Here is a 17,299-nt window from a genome sequence, read left to right as displayed (position 1 = left end):
AATGAGAGTAGTTGTACAGTCAATTAAAATACTCGTACATCAACCACCCTGTACCATACACATGAACATAAGCTTTGCCTGACCCTTTATACCAAGGTCTTAAAGATTAAAGAATAAAAGAACAAAAGAAGGAGGCGCGTGCGTATGAATCAGACTGAGGCTAAGGGAATGGTGCAGTTGATACGTGCTGAACGAACTAAGCTTACTCTCTCTACTGCTCGTACACTGCTTACTATTGCCGGCATGAGTTACAGCTACATCACCACGGAAAAGGAGAATGGCGTGAACCAATTCGAATTAGATGCGATCAGAGCGCTACAGTTAGCTCATGTTAATCCAGATGATGCGATGGTGTATCTTATCCCCATCACGCCGGAGTATCCATGATGAAAAGCCCTGTTGATACATTCTATTGCGCTGATTGCTCACAGTTTAGTAAGGGACGATGGTGCACACACTGCATGAATGAGTCTGGACGTGGTACGTACTATGACAGGTATGGTTATGCGTGTAAGCCAACAGCGAGACTTAACCCTGCACTATATAAACCCAAGGTGGATAAAACCATTCCTCCCTCTGAATGTGAAAGACAATTGCGTATGTTCTTTAATATGACCTTAATAGATTGCTTCGAACATCAAGAGATACGCGAGGCTGTTGAACAAGTAGAGGTCAAGGAGATCAATGCTCAATACTTCGAACGACATGGTAAAGAGTTAGGAGAGGCACAGCTATTCTTCTTGGCAGGACTCAATGATAAAGGGTTGAACCACTACCGAAAACTATTGGGCTTGAGAGTGAAAGAATAATTATATTTTCTATTATTTTTTGCTCGAAAAATATTTACGGGTCCCTCTGAGAGAAGAAAAAGTATTGCGGGTGCTCACGACCCCGATTTTGCGCTAGTTTTTAAATCGGGATTTCACTTCCGTTTCCGTTTTTAAGGGGCGTAGGAGCGCGATAGAGATATTTTTTCTACTAATTAAGGGGGTCAGTAGGGTAGGGGTTTAATAAGGCTTAAAACGGAAGCAGGAGGGCTGACGATGGCTAAAGCTAAGACGGAAGCAATTAAGGTGCATGACCAAATAGTTCAGACGGGTGAATTGGCTGCCATCGTCGGCAAGTCTGACCGCTGGATTAGGCAGTTGACCACAGAAAATGTACTACAGCAGTGTTCCCGAGGAAAATACAATCTGTCTGAGGCTGTGCAGGCGTACATTGAGTATGTTTCTGGTGGCAAAGAAGAAGAAAGAAAGCCGAGGTTGATAGATTACAAGACTCAACACGAGAAAACCAAGGCTGAAAAGGCATCGCTTGAGCTGGAGCAAATGAAAGGGAACCTCCATGCGGCGTTGGACGTAGAAAGGCTGCTGTCGGACCTGATTTTAACAACGAAGTCCCGACTTCTTGGCGTATCGAGCAGAATTGCAACGGAGTGCGAACAAGAATCAGCCGAGGTTGTGGAATCTGTGGTGCGTCGAGAGATTGAAACAGCCTTGTCTGCCCTGGCTAAATATACCCCGGATCAGATTGGGGGCGATGTAGACCATGGTAGCCCAGAAGACAGTTGAATTATTTACCCGAGCGAACCGGCAATGGGAGCCCAAAAGACGGTTGACGGTTTCTGAATGGGCTGATATGAACCGAGTGCTGACCACGGAGAGCAGCGCAGAGGCTGGGCCGTGGCGGACTGATCGGGCACCGTACCAGCGCGAAATCATGGATTCTATTGAAAAATGGGAAGAGGTCGTGATCATGGCCTCAGCTCAGGTGGGGAAAACGGAGTTTCTTTTGAATGTGACCGGTTCGTACATTGACCAAGAGCCTTGCCCAATCATGCACGTGTTGCCCAATGAGGATTTAATACAGGCCTACTCAAAAAAACGACTGACGCCCATGATTAATAACAGCGACGTGTTGCATAACAAGGTCGGCGTCGCTAAGTCCCGGGACAGCAGTAACACGATTGAAGAAAAGTCATTCCCAGGCGGATATGTGACGATAGTAGGGGCCAATGCTTCGGCGGGGCTGTCTTCCAGACCGGTCCAAATCGTTCTATGTGATGAGGTGGACAGATTTCCGGTTTCCTCCGGTAAAGAAGGTGACCCAATCGCTCTTGCTACTGCGCGGACAACAACATTCCGGCACAAGCGGCGGCATTTGTTTGTATCAACTCCGGTCGATAAGGAAACTTCTCGCATTTACCAGCTTTACGAAGACAGCACTATGGAACAATGGTGCTTGCCGTGCCCGCATTGCGGAGAGTTGCAACCTTTAAGATTCAAAAATGGGGTTGAATACGAACATTACGAGTCGGAAAGCGGCGAAATCGTGGTCACAAAGGCTGAATATCGCTGCTGTTACTGTGGAATGTTGGGATCTGAAAAAGAGTGGAAGCGCGGGAATGGGGCTTGGATTGCACGTAAAGAGCACTCAACCCGACGCGGATTCCACATCAACCAGCTTTCAAGTCCCTGGTCTGACTGGCGAGAGGTCTCGAAAAAGTTCTTAATTGCCAAGCGTGAAGGCGTAGACAAACTCAAAGTTTTCATAAATACGGTCCTTGGAGAGCCTTGGGAGACTAAGGTCAAAGGAATGGACGAGAAAACTTTGATGCAACGCCGTGAGGTTTATGAACATGAAGTGCCGGAGGGTGTGAAAGTCATTACTGCTGCGATTGACACCCAAGATGACCGTTTTGAAGTGGAGATTACGGGCTGGGGAGCTGGTAAAGAGTCTTGGAGAATTGAATATCGCCGTATTTACGGAGACTTGGACAGACCCGAAGTATGGGAGGAACTGGACAGGTTTCTTTGTCGTTCATGGGCTGGACCAAACGGGCGAGAATTCCGTATTGTGGGCGCTTGTATGGACTCAGGCGGTCATTATACCAAAGAGGTGTACGAATTCACTAAACCGAGGGAATATCGCCGCATATACGCCATTAAAGGGCAAGGGATCAACCCCAAAACGGCAGAGCATGTCCCATTCATCGCCAAGCATACCCGTACCCAAATGTATAATGCGATATTAATTCATTTGGGAGTAGACGATGGTAAGGTCAAGGTCCATGACAGCTTAAAAGTAGAATCGCCGGGGCCGTTATACTGCCATTTCCCGGGCGAGGACAAGGGATACACGCAAGAATATTTCTTGGGTCTGACTGCTGAAACGCACAAAATTGTGGTGAAAGAGGGCGTTAAGTACAAAGCCTGGGTCAAGACTCGCGACCGAAACGAGCCGTTTGACCTAGCTGTTTACAACCGGGCAGTTGTTGAATTGTTGAACCCTAACCTTTCACTGCCCATTGAGCAGCAGCCTAACGGACCTATCATTGATCCTGATGCTGGGGGGAGAGTAATTGCACCACGTAAAAAGCGCAGACAAGGCGTTAATAGCAGTGTGTAAACCATATGAAGGAGGTGAAAAGGGGATATGCCAAATATCACACTTGAAGAAGCAAGGGGAAATCTGACCGCATGGCGTGATGCTGAGATGGCTCTTGCTACAGGACAATCGTATAGCATCAAAGGGAGATCAGTAACCCGTGTACCCATGAGCACAATCATTGAAAGAATACGCTACTGGAGCAAGGTGGTTGACGATTTGGAGAATCCGGGCCGGAGACGTTCCCGTACTCGTGCGTTCACCCCGTTTGATATATGAACAGGCTTGAACGGATCATCAATTATGTTGCTCCTGGTGTGGCTAAAAAAAGAGCTATAGCCAGAACTGAGACTATCCGACAAGAAAAAATCGCTACTGTTTTGAACCAAGGGTACGGTTCTCATGGAGCCAGCCGGACTAAGAAAAGCATGAGTCTTTGGAATCCTAACATCGGGGACGCTGATTCGGATATCCATGATTATCTGGAGGAATTGAGAGCACGTTCCCGGGATCTTGCTGTAGGAGGGGCGATTGTTGCCGGAGCTCACAAGACTATGCGAACAAATGTGGTGGGAACAGGTTTACGGCTTAAACCAGCGTTTGATAAGGATTTTTTAAATCTGACTGCTGAGCAATCCGCAATATTAAAATCTCAAATTGACCGCGAATGGTCGCTATGGGCCGACTCAAAGAACTGTGACGCTGCAGGTTTGAATGACTTTTATGGTTTACAACAGCTTGCTTTTCTTTCTCAGCTTCAAAGCGGCGATGTTTTCGGACTCTTGCCGATGATTCCACGCAAATTCTCAATTTATGATTTAAAGGTCAATCTGATTGAGGCTGATCGTTGTAGCAGTCCAAACCTTTCGGATACGGACCGGATACAATCCGGGGTTGAGGTAGATGAAACGGGTATGATTGTTGCCTATCATTTCAGTAGTCGTCACCCAGGAAGTGGCAAGAGCTATCTCGGCGGCGATCAAAAATGGACGAGAGTCTTGTCGCGGGGAGAGGAAACAGGGAGATACAATGTGCTCCATCTGATGGAATCCGAGCGTCCGGGTCAGCGCCGTGGTGTGCCTGTCATTGCGCCAGTTATTGAGGCATTGAAGCAACTTGACCGCTATACCGAGGCAGAATTAACGGCTGCTGCAGTACAAGCGATGTTTACTGTGTTTATCGAAACAGAGAATGCTGATGATTCTAGCGCGTTCGGTTTGCAACCGCCTGATACTGATAACTTGGCTGGTGAAGAGTTGCCGCCCAATGATATTAAACTTGGTGCGGGAGCGGTTCAGTTTCTTGAGGCAGGTGAAAAAGCAAATTTTGCAGACCCGACAAGACCAAACCCGAACTTTGACCCATTTGTTACGGCTATATTGAGGCAGATTGGTTCTGCTCTTGAAATTCCTTACGAATTGCTGGTCAAACACTTTACATCGTCTTATACAGCTAGCCGCGCTGCAATGTTGGAAGCGTGGAAAATGTTCCGCATGCGTCGAACATGGCTTGCTAAGTCGTTTTGTCAGCCTGTGTATGAAGAATGGTTTGTCGAGGCAGTTACAAAAGGCCGCATAGACGCGCCGGGTATCTTTGATGATCCGGCTATTTTTCGTGCCTATACGAAAGCAGCTTGGCACGGCCCGTCCCAGGGCATGCTCGATCCGGTCAAAGAGGTTAACGCTGCAATCAGTCGTATCGAATATAACTTTAGTACCGCAGAGGGCGAAACAGCCGAACTCACAGGCGGTGAGTGGGAGTCCAACGTGCAGCAGCGAGCCCACGAGCTTGCTACGCTCAAAAGGTATGGACTTAGTGAGGGCGCAGCTAAGGCAGCAGCTACCGCCGTTCCAACATCGTCTAATGTAGGCGATGAGGAAGATGATAGCGACGACCTGGGAGGAGGTGAGAAAGAAAATGCCCAAGAAGATCAAAGCTAACGGCCCTATTATTGGCGACGCTAACGCATGGATTTATCAATGGTTTGGCATTCCGGCTGTGAGTCCGGGGATGATCTCTAAGGAGCTCGACGCATCTAATGGCGACGAAATCGAACTATATGTCAATTCTCTCGGTGGTTCCGCCTTTGACGGTGCTGAGATTTACACTTTACTCAAAGATTACCCCGGGAAGATCACTGCGAAAGTAACAGGCGTAGCCGCTTCTGCTGCTTCGGTCATGATTATGGGTGCTGACGTTATCAAAATATCACCACCAGCACAGATCATGATTCATAACGCTGCAACGAGGACTGATGGTGACAAGAACGACCACGACCGCTCTTCCGCCTTGCTTAAAAGCACAGATGAGGCGATAACCAATGCTTATTCACTCCGAACAGGTAAGACAAGAGACGAGCTTCTTACCCTCATGAATAATACAGCTTGGATGAATGCTCAGAAGGCTGTCGAACTTGGATTCGCGGATGAAATAATGTTCAACGAAGGAGTCGCGGAAGTTACCAATAGTGCTGTCGACATGCTCGGGAGTGATGGAGTGCTGCCGGAAGCGGTCATAAACAAAGTGCGAAACGAGCTTCTTAAAAGTGGTGGCTTCATCAATCAGTCTCCAGTGCTTGGCGACAGAGGGGCGGAAGCTATAATTCCCCTGCACAGCAGCCCGAATTTACAGGTTCGTTCGCATGCCAAGCAACCAGTTGTTGCCGTTAACGCGAATAAGGGCGGAACTCCGCGGGCTGGAGACACATTTGAGGAATTAAAAAATGAGATTAACTCTATGAAGGGGGAAAACAAACCAATGGATCTTAACCAATTGAAAAACGAACATCCAGACTTGTATAACCAAGTAGTAAATGAGGGTGTGACAAACGAACGTCAACGGATTACGGCGCTGAATGAATTGGCTGCTGCTCCAGGCGCTGCTGAAATTGTAAAGAACGCTATCGAGGCAGGCCAAACCGTCGCGGAAGCTTCCCTAGCGATTGTACAAGCTTCCATAGCTAAGAAAGGTGAGGTAGCAGCAGCACGTCAACAGGACGCGCAAAATAGTGGGGTAAATGACGTCCCTGTCCAAGAATCTACTACACCAGAAGTCAAGAAAGCCGCCGAAGAAGTGCAGGCACAAACAGAAGCGGAAGAGGTAATTGCAGAAATGAAAAGATTACGGGGAGGTAAATAATTATGCCAGCATATGAAAGCCAGCCGTACGATAACCTGATTGCGGGCTATACTGTACCGCTCACCAATGTGTCCATCATTGTAAAAAGCGGATCCGGCGTCATCAAGCGTGGTACTGTTTTAGGGGTTGTATCTCAACTGCCTGAAACGAACGCTTTTCATGGAATGTACATCGTAGCTCCAGTGGACTCCAGCAAGACGGACGGTTCCCAATTGCCTTTTGCGATCCTTTCCGACCAGGAAGTGGATGCAACGACCAAAGACGTACGAGCTACAGGTTATGTAGGCGGAGAGTTTAACCGTCACGCTCTCATTTTTGGCGGTGCGGATAAGGTTGAAAAGCATGAAGTTGAAATGCGTAACATTGGTTTGATCATAAAACGGGTAGTAGAATAGGAGGATTTAAACAATGCCAGATATTTATTCTTTGCCGCAGCTTCTCAGAGTAGTTGGGCAGTTACCGCAAACATCGGAGTACATTTTGAGCACATTCTTTTCTGACGGTGAGGTAGGGCTTACGACCGAAATCGAAATTCAAACGTTGAAAGGTAAGCACCGTATCGCGCCTTACGTATCTGAGTTGCAACAAGGGAAAATTGTACTGCGTGATGCTTTCAGCGCGAAGCAATATTCCCCAGTTCCCGTTAAGCCAGCACGGAACATTACTTATCACGACCTTAAAGCTCGCCAAGCTGGAGAATCCCTCTATAACCCGGATAGCGTTGAACAACGCCTCCGTAAATTGATTGCTAGGGATTTGGTGGAACTGAACGACACTATTACTCGCCGTAAAATCGAGATGGCATCACAAATGATTTTCACGGGTAAGGTAATGCAAGTTGGTGAGGGCGTGGAACAAGAACTTAACTACGGATTCTCAAACACGATCACTCTTTCTGGTAAAGACCTGTGGAGTGACCCGAACTCCGATCCTATCAAGTTCTTAGCGGGACTGCGACTGTCTATCATGCAAAAAAATGGGCAGACTCCGCGCAAAGTAGTGGGTGATTATGAGGCATTGATAGCTCTGACACGCCACCCAGCCATTCTAAAATTGGCCGACAATAAAGGGCTGACTATCGGCAACATTGATACGACTCTGTTGCCTGACGGTGTAACTTACCATGGGTTCCTAAGAGACGTTGGTCTTGATCTTTACAGCTATACAGGTACATTCGTGGACGATGACGGTGTAGAAAAGCCATTCATTCCTGCTGGTACGATTGTATTGCTACCGGAAGGCAAGCCGTTTGAATTCCTTTATGCAGCTAACCCGGTTATGGTCGGAGATGATGATATCCGTTTGGTTAACCAACAAGTAGTTGCACAAGTATTCGCAGACCGCCGCACAGCGGTTCGCACACTGGAGTTGCAAAGTCGTCCGTTCCCTGTTCCATTGAACATCGAGAACTGGTACGTAGCGAAAGTTCTATAAGGAGGGATATCCATTGAATATTGAAGCATTGGGGAAAATTCGCCACAGCGGAGAAGACTTCGCTATAGGTGACATTTTAAGAGGACTGAGTGATGCAGAGGCCCAACGTCTTGTGAGTCTTGGTTCGGGCAAAATGGTCATGGATGAAAATCACGGAAGTGAAGGTGGAAACCCGGGGTTGTTACAATCAACAGGTGCCCCCATTTCAGCAGAGGAATTTGCTAAATTAAAGGCCGATGAGCAAAAGGAATTGTTGGAGTCTCTTGAATTTGAAGCAGCGGGTAATGTTGAGGGTCGAGTCGAGCAGTATACTGCTTGGTTGGACGAAAACAATGCGCTCGTTTAAGGATCAGCTTGAGAAGGATGTGAAGGATGTTTTTCTGAACGAGAAAGAGTTTGCGGATTGGCATGAAATATCTTTTATGAGTCCGCCAAAAAATGGGTTACCTGCCCCTCCTGCCCCTCCTGTCAGAATGTTGGTTACTGTAGATGATGATGAACTGAGAGATCGGAAAAGTAGCGCCTCGAATCCAACGGATGGCGTATACGATGCCGATCTTTTGTTTTATGCTCAGCGTGCCGACTTCTTCCTACACTTTGGTAGGCTTCCAGTCCTGCAGAGCAAAATGAAATTTGACAGTCGCGTCTACACCGTTGCGGATCTACAGGATGATGGGAACATGATAACTGTAACTCTGGGGCGTAAAGGGTCATGATTGAAATTGACACCTCTGCTTTAAGAGAAGCGCAACGGCACCTTCATGAAGTCAAAAAGAAAACGAAAGTCGCTATGTATCGGGCGCTTAATCGGGTCGCTCAGAACGCAAAGACAAACGCCAGCAAGGAAATACGAGAACAATATGTCATCAAGGCCGGGGACTTAGGTAGCACCTTTTCTATAAAAAAAGCTGACAAAGGAAGCTTGTCTGCTACTATACGTTCCCGCAGCCGAGGCACAGGGCTGGATAAATACAAATTTTCACCCCGCCGAACGACAGGTAAGCGGCCAAAAGTGCTAAAGGTCGCGGTTAAAAAGGGTGGAATGAAGAAGGTTCCAGGCGCTTTTGCAGCTGACAAAAACGGGGTTAAAATTTTTGTGCGCGAGGGGAGACAGAGGTTACCCATCAAACGGTTATTTGGTCCCCCGGCTCCAGAAATGTTCAATAATGTGCAAATTCGAGAGTCAGTGGAGCGAAAGGCACGTATTTTATATGCGCAGCGGCTTGAGCATGAATTAAATAGGGAGTTGGGCGGATAATGACACCGTTTGTACTGCAAGACGCTTTAGTAGCTAAACTAAAGCGTCTTTTTGCTGATTCGGAATACATGAATGCTCGATATGAAATGGTTCCACTAAACATTTATGCTCAGAACCTACCAGCGAAGAACGAGCAGGACGACCGTGATCACTTCCCTTTTATCACTGTTCGATTTGGTGAGACGACGGATCAAGGACATGAGGTCCAGTCGTCTTGTTCCATGCTTCTTAGTGTGGGGATTTTTGATGAATCGTTAGATATGCAGGGGGAAAGAACGATTCAAAACATCCTCCAGCGTATTCGGCATGCATTTTTAACTCATCCGATTTTAGACCGAATGTTTGAACTGGATTTCCCCCTGACATGTTCCTTATTTGATGAAGAAGACTTAGCTCCGTATTTTTTCGGCTACGTAAATATGACGTGGAAAATACCAGGCATAAGTAGAGAGGATGTTTATTTTGGATAAAGAGCAAGGAAAACAGGAAGCTGTGGAGCCGAAAACGCGGCGCGCTATTGCTTCGACTGAAAAAGTCGCTCAAGCAGGTAAGACCGCTATTGAGCCAGAGCAACTTATATATATCGGCCCGAACTTGCCCGGAGGGCGGCTGGCGAAGTCTCTTATTGTTCGCGATGGCTTCCCGGCATATTTGGAAGATGTGGCGGAGAAGGCACCAGAAATACGGCAGCTTTTCGTGCCTGTAGCCGAGTTGGCTGCGTCGAAAGCGTCGTTGTCCATGCCAGGAAGCTCACTACAAATTGCCTATGCTGCTGTCATTTCGGCAGTAAAAGGAGGAATCTAAATTGGAAGAACGTCACGGCATTTTTGTTAGCGAACAGCCAGCGGAAGTTATTACGCCAGTACCTTTGAATATTACTTTGCCAGTCGTATTCGGCACGGCTCCAATCAATCTAACAACTCTGGAGGATGCGCCAGTAAATAAACCAATCCTGTGCAAAAGCCGGGATGATGTGGTTGCTGCTTTTGGATACTCGGACGACTGGGAAAGCTTCACACTGTCTGAATTTACACATTACTTTTTTAAGATTGCGAAGCTATCGCCAGTTGTGTTCGTGAATGTCCTGGACCCAACTAAACATAATGCAACGGTAGCCGCGTCCATCTTTACGTTGACTGATGGTGTGGTAACTGTAGCGGTGCAAGGAATTATTAAATCGTCTGTGGTCGTCACCTCAGATGACGGAGCGACCACTTACACAGCAGGGAAGGACTACAGCGTGAGCTTTAATACTTCCGGCAATCTCGTAGTATCCCGCATTGCTTCTGGCGCTCTGACATCCAACAGCGCCGTTAAAATTTCATACTCTAAACTGGACCGCAGCAAAGTGACAGCAGCGGACCTTATCGGCGGCGTTGTGGAGGCTACAGGCGAGGCTACAGGGCTTGAACTACTTGACCAGGTATTCCCGCTGTTCCGAATCGTTCCCGCTTTGATCGCTGCACCGGGATTTTCGCAAAATCCAACCGTTGCAGCAGTAATGACCGAAAAGGCAGCTAGCCTCAACGGTGGACACTTCAAAGCACAGGCAATTACTGATCTATCGAGCGAGCTTGTATACACTGATACGCCTGCGTGGAAAAAAACGAATGCTTATACTAATCCGCGTCAGATAAACACCTATCCGCTTTTTACTTATGCTGACCGCACATATCATTCTTCCACTGTAGCATCTGCGGTAATTGTACAAACCGACGTAAATAATGGCGGAGTTCCATCGGCTTCGCCATCAAATAAATCGGCAAAGATTGACGGAACAAAAACGGATACCAGGACGATTGCTCTTGGACCACAGCAAGCACAATACCTTAATGCAAATGGTATTGTCACGGCATTAAATTTTGTCGGCGGCTTTGTACTTTGGGGTAACCGCACTGGCGTATATCCGGATCAAAAAGACCCACAGTCGTCGTTCATTCCGGTGCGACGTATGTTCGATTGGATTGGCAACACCTTGACACTCACCTACTGGAAATACCTAGACGGTTCCACCGACAAGCGTCTGATTGAGTCGATTACGGATGCAGTGAATTTCTGGCTTAATGGCCTGGCTGCTGCCGGGTACATTTTGGGTGGACGCGTGGAATTTAATGCGTCTGAAAACCCTGTCTCCGCACTGATGGATGGGAAGATGAAGTTTCATGTCTACGTTACACCACCGTCTCCGGCACAGGACATTGATTTTGTGCTGGAATACGATGCATCTTACTTTGCTGCGCTATTCGCTACGGCAGCGTAAAGGGAGGGCTGAACTTTGAGCCAAGAAAGAATTAATTTGCGGACAATTAAGTATGAAGCTATACGTAACGGTAGCCAATACCTTGGGACAACTACGGTTGATTTGCCGGACATTGCTATGCTTGCTGATGATGTCACAGGTGCTGGAATTAACGGCACTGTGAACGTTGCTACGCTTGGACAAACCGATTCCATGCAGGTGACATACAACTTTGCAACTTGGGAAGAAGGTTACTTCGACCTATTTGCTCAGGAGACACATACGGTTGACCTGCGTGCAGGTATTCAGAGTCAAAACCGGGTTACAGGTAGCATTGACGTTATTCCGATCAAAATAACCATAAAAGGTTCCCCAAAAACACTATCTATGGGCAGTTTGGAGACAGCTGCAGGTTCGGATAATTCAGTAGAACATGAAGTCACTTATATCAAGATTACAATTAACGGTGTAACTAAAATTGAAATCGACAAATTCAACGATGTATTTGTTGTAAATGAAGTGGATTTCGGCGCTAAAATCCGGGCTGCGCTCGGCAAATAATGGAGGATAAGAATATGACCGAAAAGAAAACTACAACCCCAGCAGAAGAAAATAACGAGGGGAAAAATGTTCTTAAATTTTCAAAGCCTTTTAAATTTGAGGACCAAGAACCAATCACGGAACTGGTTTTTGATTGGGACAAAATTAATGGTCGTAAACTCATTGCTCTAAGTGAACGTTTGGAATTGAGGGATATGGATTCACCCGTTAAAGCTGTAAACATGAAGTTTCAGGCCGCCGTATGCGCTGAAGCCGCAGGCGTTCCGTTTCAACTGATTGAGGAATTACCAGGCGGAGTATTTGGGCGTGCAACTTCAATGGCTCAAAATTTTTTGCTCGGTTTGGAATAAACGGTGAGGCCGGAGTAGAAATAAGACGAATCATAATGACGCTTTCCATCGAAACAAGGAATCCTCTTGATTTTTGGTTAGACCAGAGTCTTTATGAACTATACCAATGGCATGAGGCATTTGAAGCTTATGTTAATTTAAAAAACGAGGCGATAGAAAAACGGATGAAAGAAGCAGAGAAAAACCGTCCCAAGGCACCAAATGGACGCAGAGGACGTAAAGGACGGTGATGTAATTGTCCCATGAATATGATGTAGCAATGAACCTAATTGCCGAGGTCGATCAAAGATATCGTCGTGCGTTTGATCAAGCGAATAATCAGGTCGAGGAATTACAACGTCAATTACGAGAATTGCAAAATTCACGCGGCCCGGATCGGGCACGACGTGAAGTTGAAGATCTTGCAGACCAAACCAAGAAAGCAGGCGGCGCGTTCGGGAAACTGAGCAGCGCCGCTTCTTCTTTTGGGCGTACTTTTCGAAAAGTAGCCGAGGTATCCGGTGCTATGGCTATATTGGATTCAGTCACCGGGACCATCAACAATATCGGTAGTGCTATTGGTGATCAGCAGGAAGCATTTAACCAGTATGCGGCATCCACTGGTACAAGCATCAAAGATATGCAGGCCATTAAGAAAGAAGCCAGGGGACTATATAATCAGAATCTTGGTGAGGACTGGAACGACCTTGGCGATGCGTTGGCATCTACCAGGCAGATACTACATCTAACCGGTGGGGATTTGCAGAACGCAACCAAAAACGCGCTTATATTCCGCGATGTTTTTAAAGATGATATCCCGGAAGTCAATAAAACAGTGGACACGTTGCAAAAGAATTTCAAAGGCTTGAGCAATCAGTCTGCTTTTAACTTCTTGGCTCAAGGGAAACAACTTGGTTTGGACAAATCCGGGGAACTTTTGGACTCTGCAAATGAGTATTCCTTGTACTTCTCTAAACTCGGGTTTAGTGCTCAAAATATGTTCAATGTATTTAAAGCAGGTATAGATGCAGGTGCCTTCAATTTGGACAAAGTTGGGGACGCGATTAAGGAATTTGGAATCAGGTCCAAGGATGGATCAAAAACAACCATTGAGGCTTATCAGTTGCTGGGGTTAAATGCAACCCAAATGCAAAAGAAATTTGCAGCAGGAGGGAGCGTCGCTCAGACAGCATACCGACAAGTGGCTGCTGCAATTAATAAGGTTCAAGATCCTGTCAAAAGAAACACCGCCATGCTCAATTTGTTCGGTACACAGGCGGAGGATGTAGAGTCCGGTGTTATTCTGGCAATGACGAACGCTAGAAAACAATTTGATGCTACCAAAAACACCATGAAAGAAATACAAGATGTTAAATATTCTTCGATTAGCTACGCTTTCCGATCCATAGGGCGGCAATTGCTAACCGAGTTTGTATACCCGCTCAGTGATCTTGCATTACCCGCGCTTACTAAGTTTGGTAAAGGGTTGGAAACGGCTATCCCTAAAATAAAGAGTTATTTCAAACGAGGGCTGCAAGCTATGCAACCTTTTATTAAAGCCTTGCAGACTGTAGGAGATTTATTTGCTAATTCGATGGCTGGCACAGGGGATATGTCTGCTGCAACTGGTATAAGTAATTTCTTAATCAGCTTGGGAGTCGGGGAAGACAAGGCATATAAGTTTTCGGGAGCCTTGTCTGACGTATTTGATAAATTAGCTGCTGTTAAAAATATCGTCAAGGGCGCTGGGAGCTTGCTGACAAATGCCCTAATGGGTAACGGAGATATCAGCGGTGTGCAAGATATTAATAAAGGGTTGCAGTCCATTGGGTTCAGCCCTGATCAGGCTATTAAGATATCGAACGGTGTCGTGGATACATTTGATAGAGTCAGAGGCAAACTTGATGATTTCGTTAAAAGCATGAAACCCGTTTTGGACGACATGATGGGATATCTAAAGGAGGCATTTTCGTTTGACGGCTCTTTGGATTTTGGAAGCATAATAGATAACGTCAGTGAGCTTCAAAAGTCTGTCAATCCTATATTGGATTCTATGCTATCAGGCATTGCCCCGGCCTTACGTTCCGTTACATCTCTGCTGACCCCGCTTATGAAAATGGGGAAACAGGCGTTTAGCACAATCATTCCTTTAGTTTTAAAATTAGCATCCTCTTTGTACAGCAAGCTTGCACCTGTATTCACTTCGGTTTTTGGATATATAACGAAGACTTTGCTGCCGCAAGTAAGCTCTGTTTTAGCCGCATGGCTGCCTAAAATAGGAGCGTTATTTAGCAAGGTCGGCGGGTTGATTATGGCAATATACAATACTGGCATTGCTCCAGTTATAAACAGCTTGGTGACTATATTCAAATGGGCATGGCCCGTTATCACTACTGTCGTGACAAGTGCGATTAATATTCTCAAACCGATTATTGGAGGGATTATTGATGTATTGGGCGGCGTTATAGATTTCCTGACAGGAGTTTTTACGGGGGATTGGGATTTAGCATGGAAAGGTATAAAAGAGGTTGCTGTCGGTATATGGGATGGCATAACAGGTGCTGTTAAAGAAGCGTTTAATTCGGTCATTGGGATTATCAATGCGGCTATCCAAAAAATAAGTAGTTTCAGTTTTGATCTGCCTGAATGGGCAGGTGGCGGAACGGTAGGCAGCTTAGGCATTCCGGAAATTCCGATGCTTGCTAAAGGCGGATTTACTACAGGTCCGTCCATTGCAGGTGAGGCTGGAACCGAAGCCGTCATTCCGCTGAATAACAAGCAGCGGAGCATGAACCTGCTGGAGAAAACAAACCGGATGATGGGGTATACGACCAATAATAACGGCGGGGATTCCATCGTATTACAGTTCGACATCACCATCCAAGGAAACGCGGACAAAGAAGTGGTGCAGCAGGCCGTTCAGGCGGCGCAGCCGACCTTCCGCCAGCAGTATCAGGCCATGAAACGGCAGAACGCGAGGACGAGCCTATGACGACATACACAACAATCCAAGGCGATACATGGGACATGATTGCATATAAGGTATTTTCCGATGAAACGTTGATGATCCAGATTATGAACCTTAATTTGGACTACATCGACGTTTCTGTTTTTTCAGCAGGTACAATCCTCCAGATGCCAGACGTTTCTGTAGTTGAAGCAACAGCCTCTGACCTGCCACCGTGGAAGGTGTGACATGGACGAAACTATTGATGCAAGACGTGCCCAGGTCGTCATAAATTACAACGGCAAGGACATCACCAAGGAGTTGTCCGACTATTCATTGGATTTAACTTATACCGATGCGGAACCGGGGACGCTGGACGATCTACAAATTAACCTTGAGGATAAGGCGCGTAAATGGTCTGGCCCTTGGTCGCCAAGTGCTGGAGACAGGATAGTTGCCTATATAAAGACAATAGGGTGGGATAAGCCGGGAGAGATCAAGCGACTTAATTGCGGAAGCTTCGAGGTAGATTCGATTGACTTTGCCGGGCCGCCTGATACGGTCAGTATTAAAGCGGTATCGCTTCCTGTCACAACGAGTGTACGGCAGGAAAAGAAAACGAAGGCTTGGGAGTCTGTTACGCTTAAGTCTATTGCTGCTGAAATCGCCAAGCGTGCGGGCTTCTCCTTGATGTACGAGGCTCATAACAATCCGAAATACGACCGCCAGGACCAGACCGATGTGTCTGACCTGGCTTTTTTAAATGACCTGTGTAAGCAGGAAGGCATAGCGCTAAAGGTAACGGGCAAAAAGCTTGTCCTGTTCGATGAATACGTTTATGAACAAAAATCGCCAGCCTTGACGATTGAACGCGGCGTGTCGGACATTATCAGCTATGGGTTCTCCTTTTCTACTCAGGACGTGGCATATGCAGGCTGCGAGGTAAGCTACCAGCCCGCCGCAAAAAAGAAGTCGTCCAAGAAGAAAGACGAGAAGAAGGATGACAAAAAGGACGATACGAGCAAAACCAAGTCTACTGCGACCACAGCTGAATCTACTTCCAAGGATGCTGACAAGGACAGCAAAACAGGCAAGAAAAAGAAGGATAAAGCGGAACAGCCGAAGCCGATTAAGGTTATTTATCGTCCGCCAGGCGCTCCAAAAGATGGCCCAATCTTAAAGGTGTCTCAAAGCGTGGGTTCACAGGCCGAGGCAATTAATGCGGCCCGTAAGAGTCTGCGCGAAAAAAATAAAGAGGCTGGTAAAGCTACTTTGTCTCTTATGGGCAATGTGAGCCTTGCAGCCGGGATGACCATTACAATCAAAGGATTTGGTCGCTTTGACGGTAAGTATATTATCGTTTCCGCTACTCATGCAGTTGGTGGATCAGGCTATACGACCAACTTGGAAATTAGGAAAGTATTGGGGTGGTGACATGGCGAATGAAAATTTAAATAGAATCGGGGTTGTCTCCAGTGTAGACACCGACACGGGAAAGGTTCGGGTAGTCTTCCCTGACATGGACGACATGGTTTCCCCCGAGCTGCCACTTTTAACAACTGGGACTGGCTGGGGTCTTTCCAATGCGATGCCGGAGCCGGGTGACAATGTGGCATGTATTTTTATCGGGAATGGACGACCAGATGGAGTTTGTCTTGGTGCGCTATATGACGGCAGCTATGATATGCCTGCCGATCAGTCCCAGCGTGGTATCTATTTTGAGGATGGCAGCTACGTGTATTTTGATAAGACTACCGGCTCTATCGAAATTAATGCAGTGGGTAGTGTGAACGTACAAGCCAAGGATGTAAGCATCAAGGCCGAGTCTGTACAAATAAATGGGGAATCTGTGACTATGCAGGCCAAGACGGTAAGTGTTAACGCTGAAACCGTACAAATAAACGGTAAATCATTTAGCATTGATGCTCCTTCCGTTCGTATGAACAGCAATGTCACGGTTGTGGGCAAGCTTGATGTACTTAATCAAGAGATTGGAGGGGGCTGAT

22 protein-coding genes are annotated in these 17,299 nt (G+C 46.7%); all 22 read left to right on the top strand.

Features of this window, described 5'->3' with window-relative positions; translation table 11 throughout:
* Positions 1-144: 144 nt before the first annotated feature.
* The gene (locus JO375_RS10715) at positions 145-387 is read left to right on the top strand and encodes a hypothetical protein (protein ID WP_229524461.1); all 243 of its coding nucleotides are present in this window, start codon (positions 145-147) and stop codon (positions 385-387) included.
* A gap of 74 nt (positions 388-461) precedes the next feature.
* Positions 462-809, top strand: a complete 348-nt coding sequence (locus JO375_RS10710; RefSeq protein WP_229524460.1) for a hypothetical protein — start codon at positions 462-464, stop codon at positions 807-809.
* 234 nt (positions 810-1,043) lie between these two features.
* On the top strand, positions 1,044-1,571 hold the full coding sequence (locus JO375_RS10705; RefSeq protein WP_229524459.1) for a hypothetical protein: 528 nt from the start codon (positions 1,044-1,046) through the stop codon (positions 1,569-1,571).
* Positions 1,549-3,408 (top strand): phage terminase large subunit family protein, encoded by a 1,860-nt coding sequence (locus JO375_RS10700; protein ID WP_229524458.1) that lies wholly within the window; start codon positions 1,549-1,551, stop codon positions 3,406-3,408. The genes JO375_RS10705 and JO375_RS10700 overlap by 23 nt, the downstream gene beginning before the upstream one ends.
* A gap of 27 nt (positions 3,409-3,435) precedes the next feature.
* Complete coding sequence (locus tag JO375_RS10695; RefSeq protein WP_229524457.1) at positions 3,436-3,666, top strand: DUF6148 family protein; 231 nt, start codon at positions 3,436-3,438, stop codon at positions 3,664-3,666.
* On the top strand, positions 3,663-5,327 hold the full coding sequence (locus JO375_RS10690; RefSeq protein WP_229524456.1) for a phage portal protein: 1,665 nt from the start codon (positions 3,663-3,665) through the stop codon (positions 5,325-5,327). The genes JO375_RS10695 and JO375_RS10690 overlap by 4 nt, the downstream gene beginning before the upstream one ends.
* A complete protein-coding gene (locus tag JO375_RS10685; RefSeq protein ID WP_229524455.1) occupies positions 5,305-6,525 on the top strand; it encodes a head maturation protease, ClpP-related in 1,221 nt (406 codons plus the stop codon). The genes JO375_RS10690 and JO375_RS10685 overlap by 23 nt, the downstream gene beginning before the upstream one ends.
* A 2-nt stretch (positions 6,526-6,527) precedes the next feature.
* Positions 6,528-6,920, top strand: coding sequence for a head decoration protein (locus JO375_RS10680; RefSeq protein WP_229524454.1), 393 nt, complete (start codon positions 6,528-6,530; stop codon positions 6,918-6,920).
* A gap of 13 nt (positions 6,921-6,933) precedes the next feature.
* Positions 6,934-7,959, top strand: coding sequence for a major capsid protein (locus JO375_RS10675; protein WP_229524453.1), 1,026 nt, complete (start codon positions 6,934-6,936; stop codon positions 7,957-7,959).
* Between the two features lie 13 nt (positions 7,960-7,972).
* A complete protein-coding gene (locus JO375_RS10670) occupies positions 7,973-8,305 on the top strand; it encodes a hypothetical protein (protein ID WP_229524452.1) in 333 nt (110 codons plus the stop codon).
* Positions 8,292-8,675: a hypothetical protein gene (locus tag JO375_RS10665; RefSeq protein WP_229524451.1), complete on the top strand. Its 384-nt coding sequence runs from the start codon at positions 8,292-8,294 to the stop codon at positions 8,673-8,675. Before JO375_RS10670 ends, JO375_RS10665 begins: the two co-directional genes overlap by 14 nt.
* Positions 8,672-9,217, top strand: a complete 546-nt coding sequence (locus tag JO375_RS10660) for a phage tail protein (protein WP_229524450.1) — start codon at positions 8,672-8,674, stop codon at positions 9,215-9,217. Before JO375_RS10665 ends, JO375_RS10660 begins: the two co-directional genes overlap by 4 nt.
* The gene (locus JO375_RS10655; protein WP_229524449.1) at positions 9,217-9,687 is read left to right on the top strand and encodes a hypothetical protein; all 471 of its coding nucleotides are present in this window, start codon (positions 9,217-9,219) and stop codon (positions 9,685-9,687) included. Before JO375_RS10660 ends, JO375_RS10655 begins: the two co-directional genes overlap by 1 nt.
* Positions 9,680-10,021 (top strand): hypothetical protein, encoded by a 342-nt coding sequence (locus JO375_RS10650; RefSeq protein WP_229524448.1) that lies wholly within the window; start codon positions 9,680-9,682, stop codon positions 10,019-10,021. Before JO375_RS10655 ends, JO375_RS10650 begins: the two co-directional genes overlap by 8 nt.
* A 1-nt stretch (position 10,022) precedes the next feature.
* Entirely contained in the window at positions 10,023-11,477 is a 1,455-nt protein-coding gene (locus JO375_RS10645; RefSeq protein WP_229524447.1) for a phage tail sheath family protein, read from the top strand.
* A gap of 15 nt (positions 11,478-11,492) precedes the next feature.
* Complete coding sequence (locus JO375_RS10640; protein ID WP_229524446.1) at positions 11,493-12,017, top strand: phage major tail tube protein; 525 nt, start codon at positions 11,493-11,495, stop codon at positions 12,015-12,017.
* Between the two features lie 14 nt (positions 12,018-12,031).
* Positions 12,032-12,367, top strand: a complete 336-nt coding sequence (locus JO375_RS10635; protein ID WP_229524445.1) for a hypothetical protein — start codon at positions 12,032-12,034, stop codon at positions 12,365-12,367.
* A gap of 35 nt (positions 12,368-12,402) precedes the next feature.
* On the top strand, positions 12,403-12,597 hold the full coding sequence (locus JO375_RS10630; RefSeq protein ID WP_229524444.1) for a hypothetical protein: 195 nt from the start codon (positions 12,403-12,405) through the stop codon (positions 12,595-12,597).
* Between the two features lie 29 nt (positions 12,598-12,626).
* Positions 12,627-15,338, top strand: a complete 2,712-nt coding sequence (locus JO375_RS10625; protein ID WP_229524443.1) for a phage tail tape measure protein — start codon at positions 12,627-12,629, stop codon at positions 15,336-15,338.
* Complete coding sequence (locus JO375_RS10620; protein ID WP_229524442.1) at positions 15,335-15,541, top strand: tail protein X; 207 nt, start codon at positions 15,335-15,337, stop codon at positions 15,539-15,541. The genes JO375_RS10625 and JO375_RS10620 overlap by 4 nt, the downstream gene beginning before the upstream one ends.
* 1 nt (position 15,542) lies before the next feature.
* On the top strand, positions 15,543-16,727 hold the full coding sequence (locus tag JO375_RS10615) for a phage late control D family protein (protein ID WP_229524441.1): 1,185 nt from the start codon (positions 15,543-15,545) through the stop codon (positions 16,725-16,727).
* Between the two features lies 1 nt (position 16,728).
* The gene (locus JO375_RS10610; RefSeq protein ID WP_229524440.1) at positions 16,729-17,298 is read left to right on the top strand and encodes a phage baseplate assembly protein V; all 570 of its coding nucleotides are present in this window, start codon (positions 16,729-16,731) and stop codon (positions 17,296-17,298) included.
* Position 17,299 lies beyond the last annotated feature (1 nt).

Source organism: Paenibacillus farraposensis (assembly GCF_020736845.1).
GTDB lineage: Bacteria > Bacillota > Bacilli > Paenibacillales > Paenibacillaceae > Paenibacillus > Paenibacillus farraposensis.
This window is presented reverse-complemented; position numbering and strand designations above follow the sequence as displayed.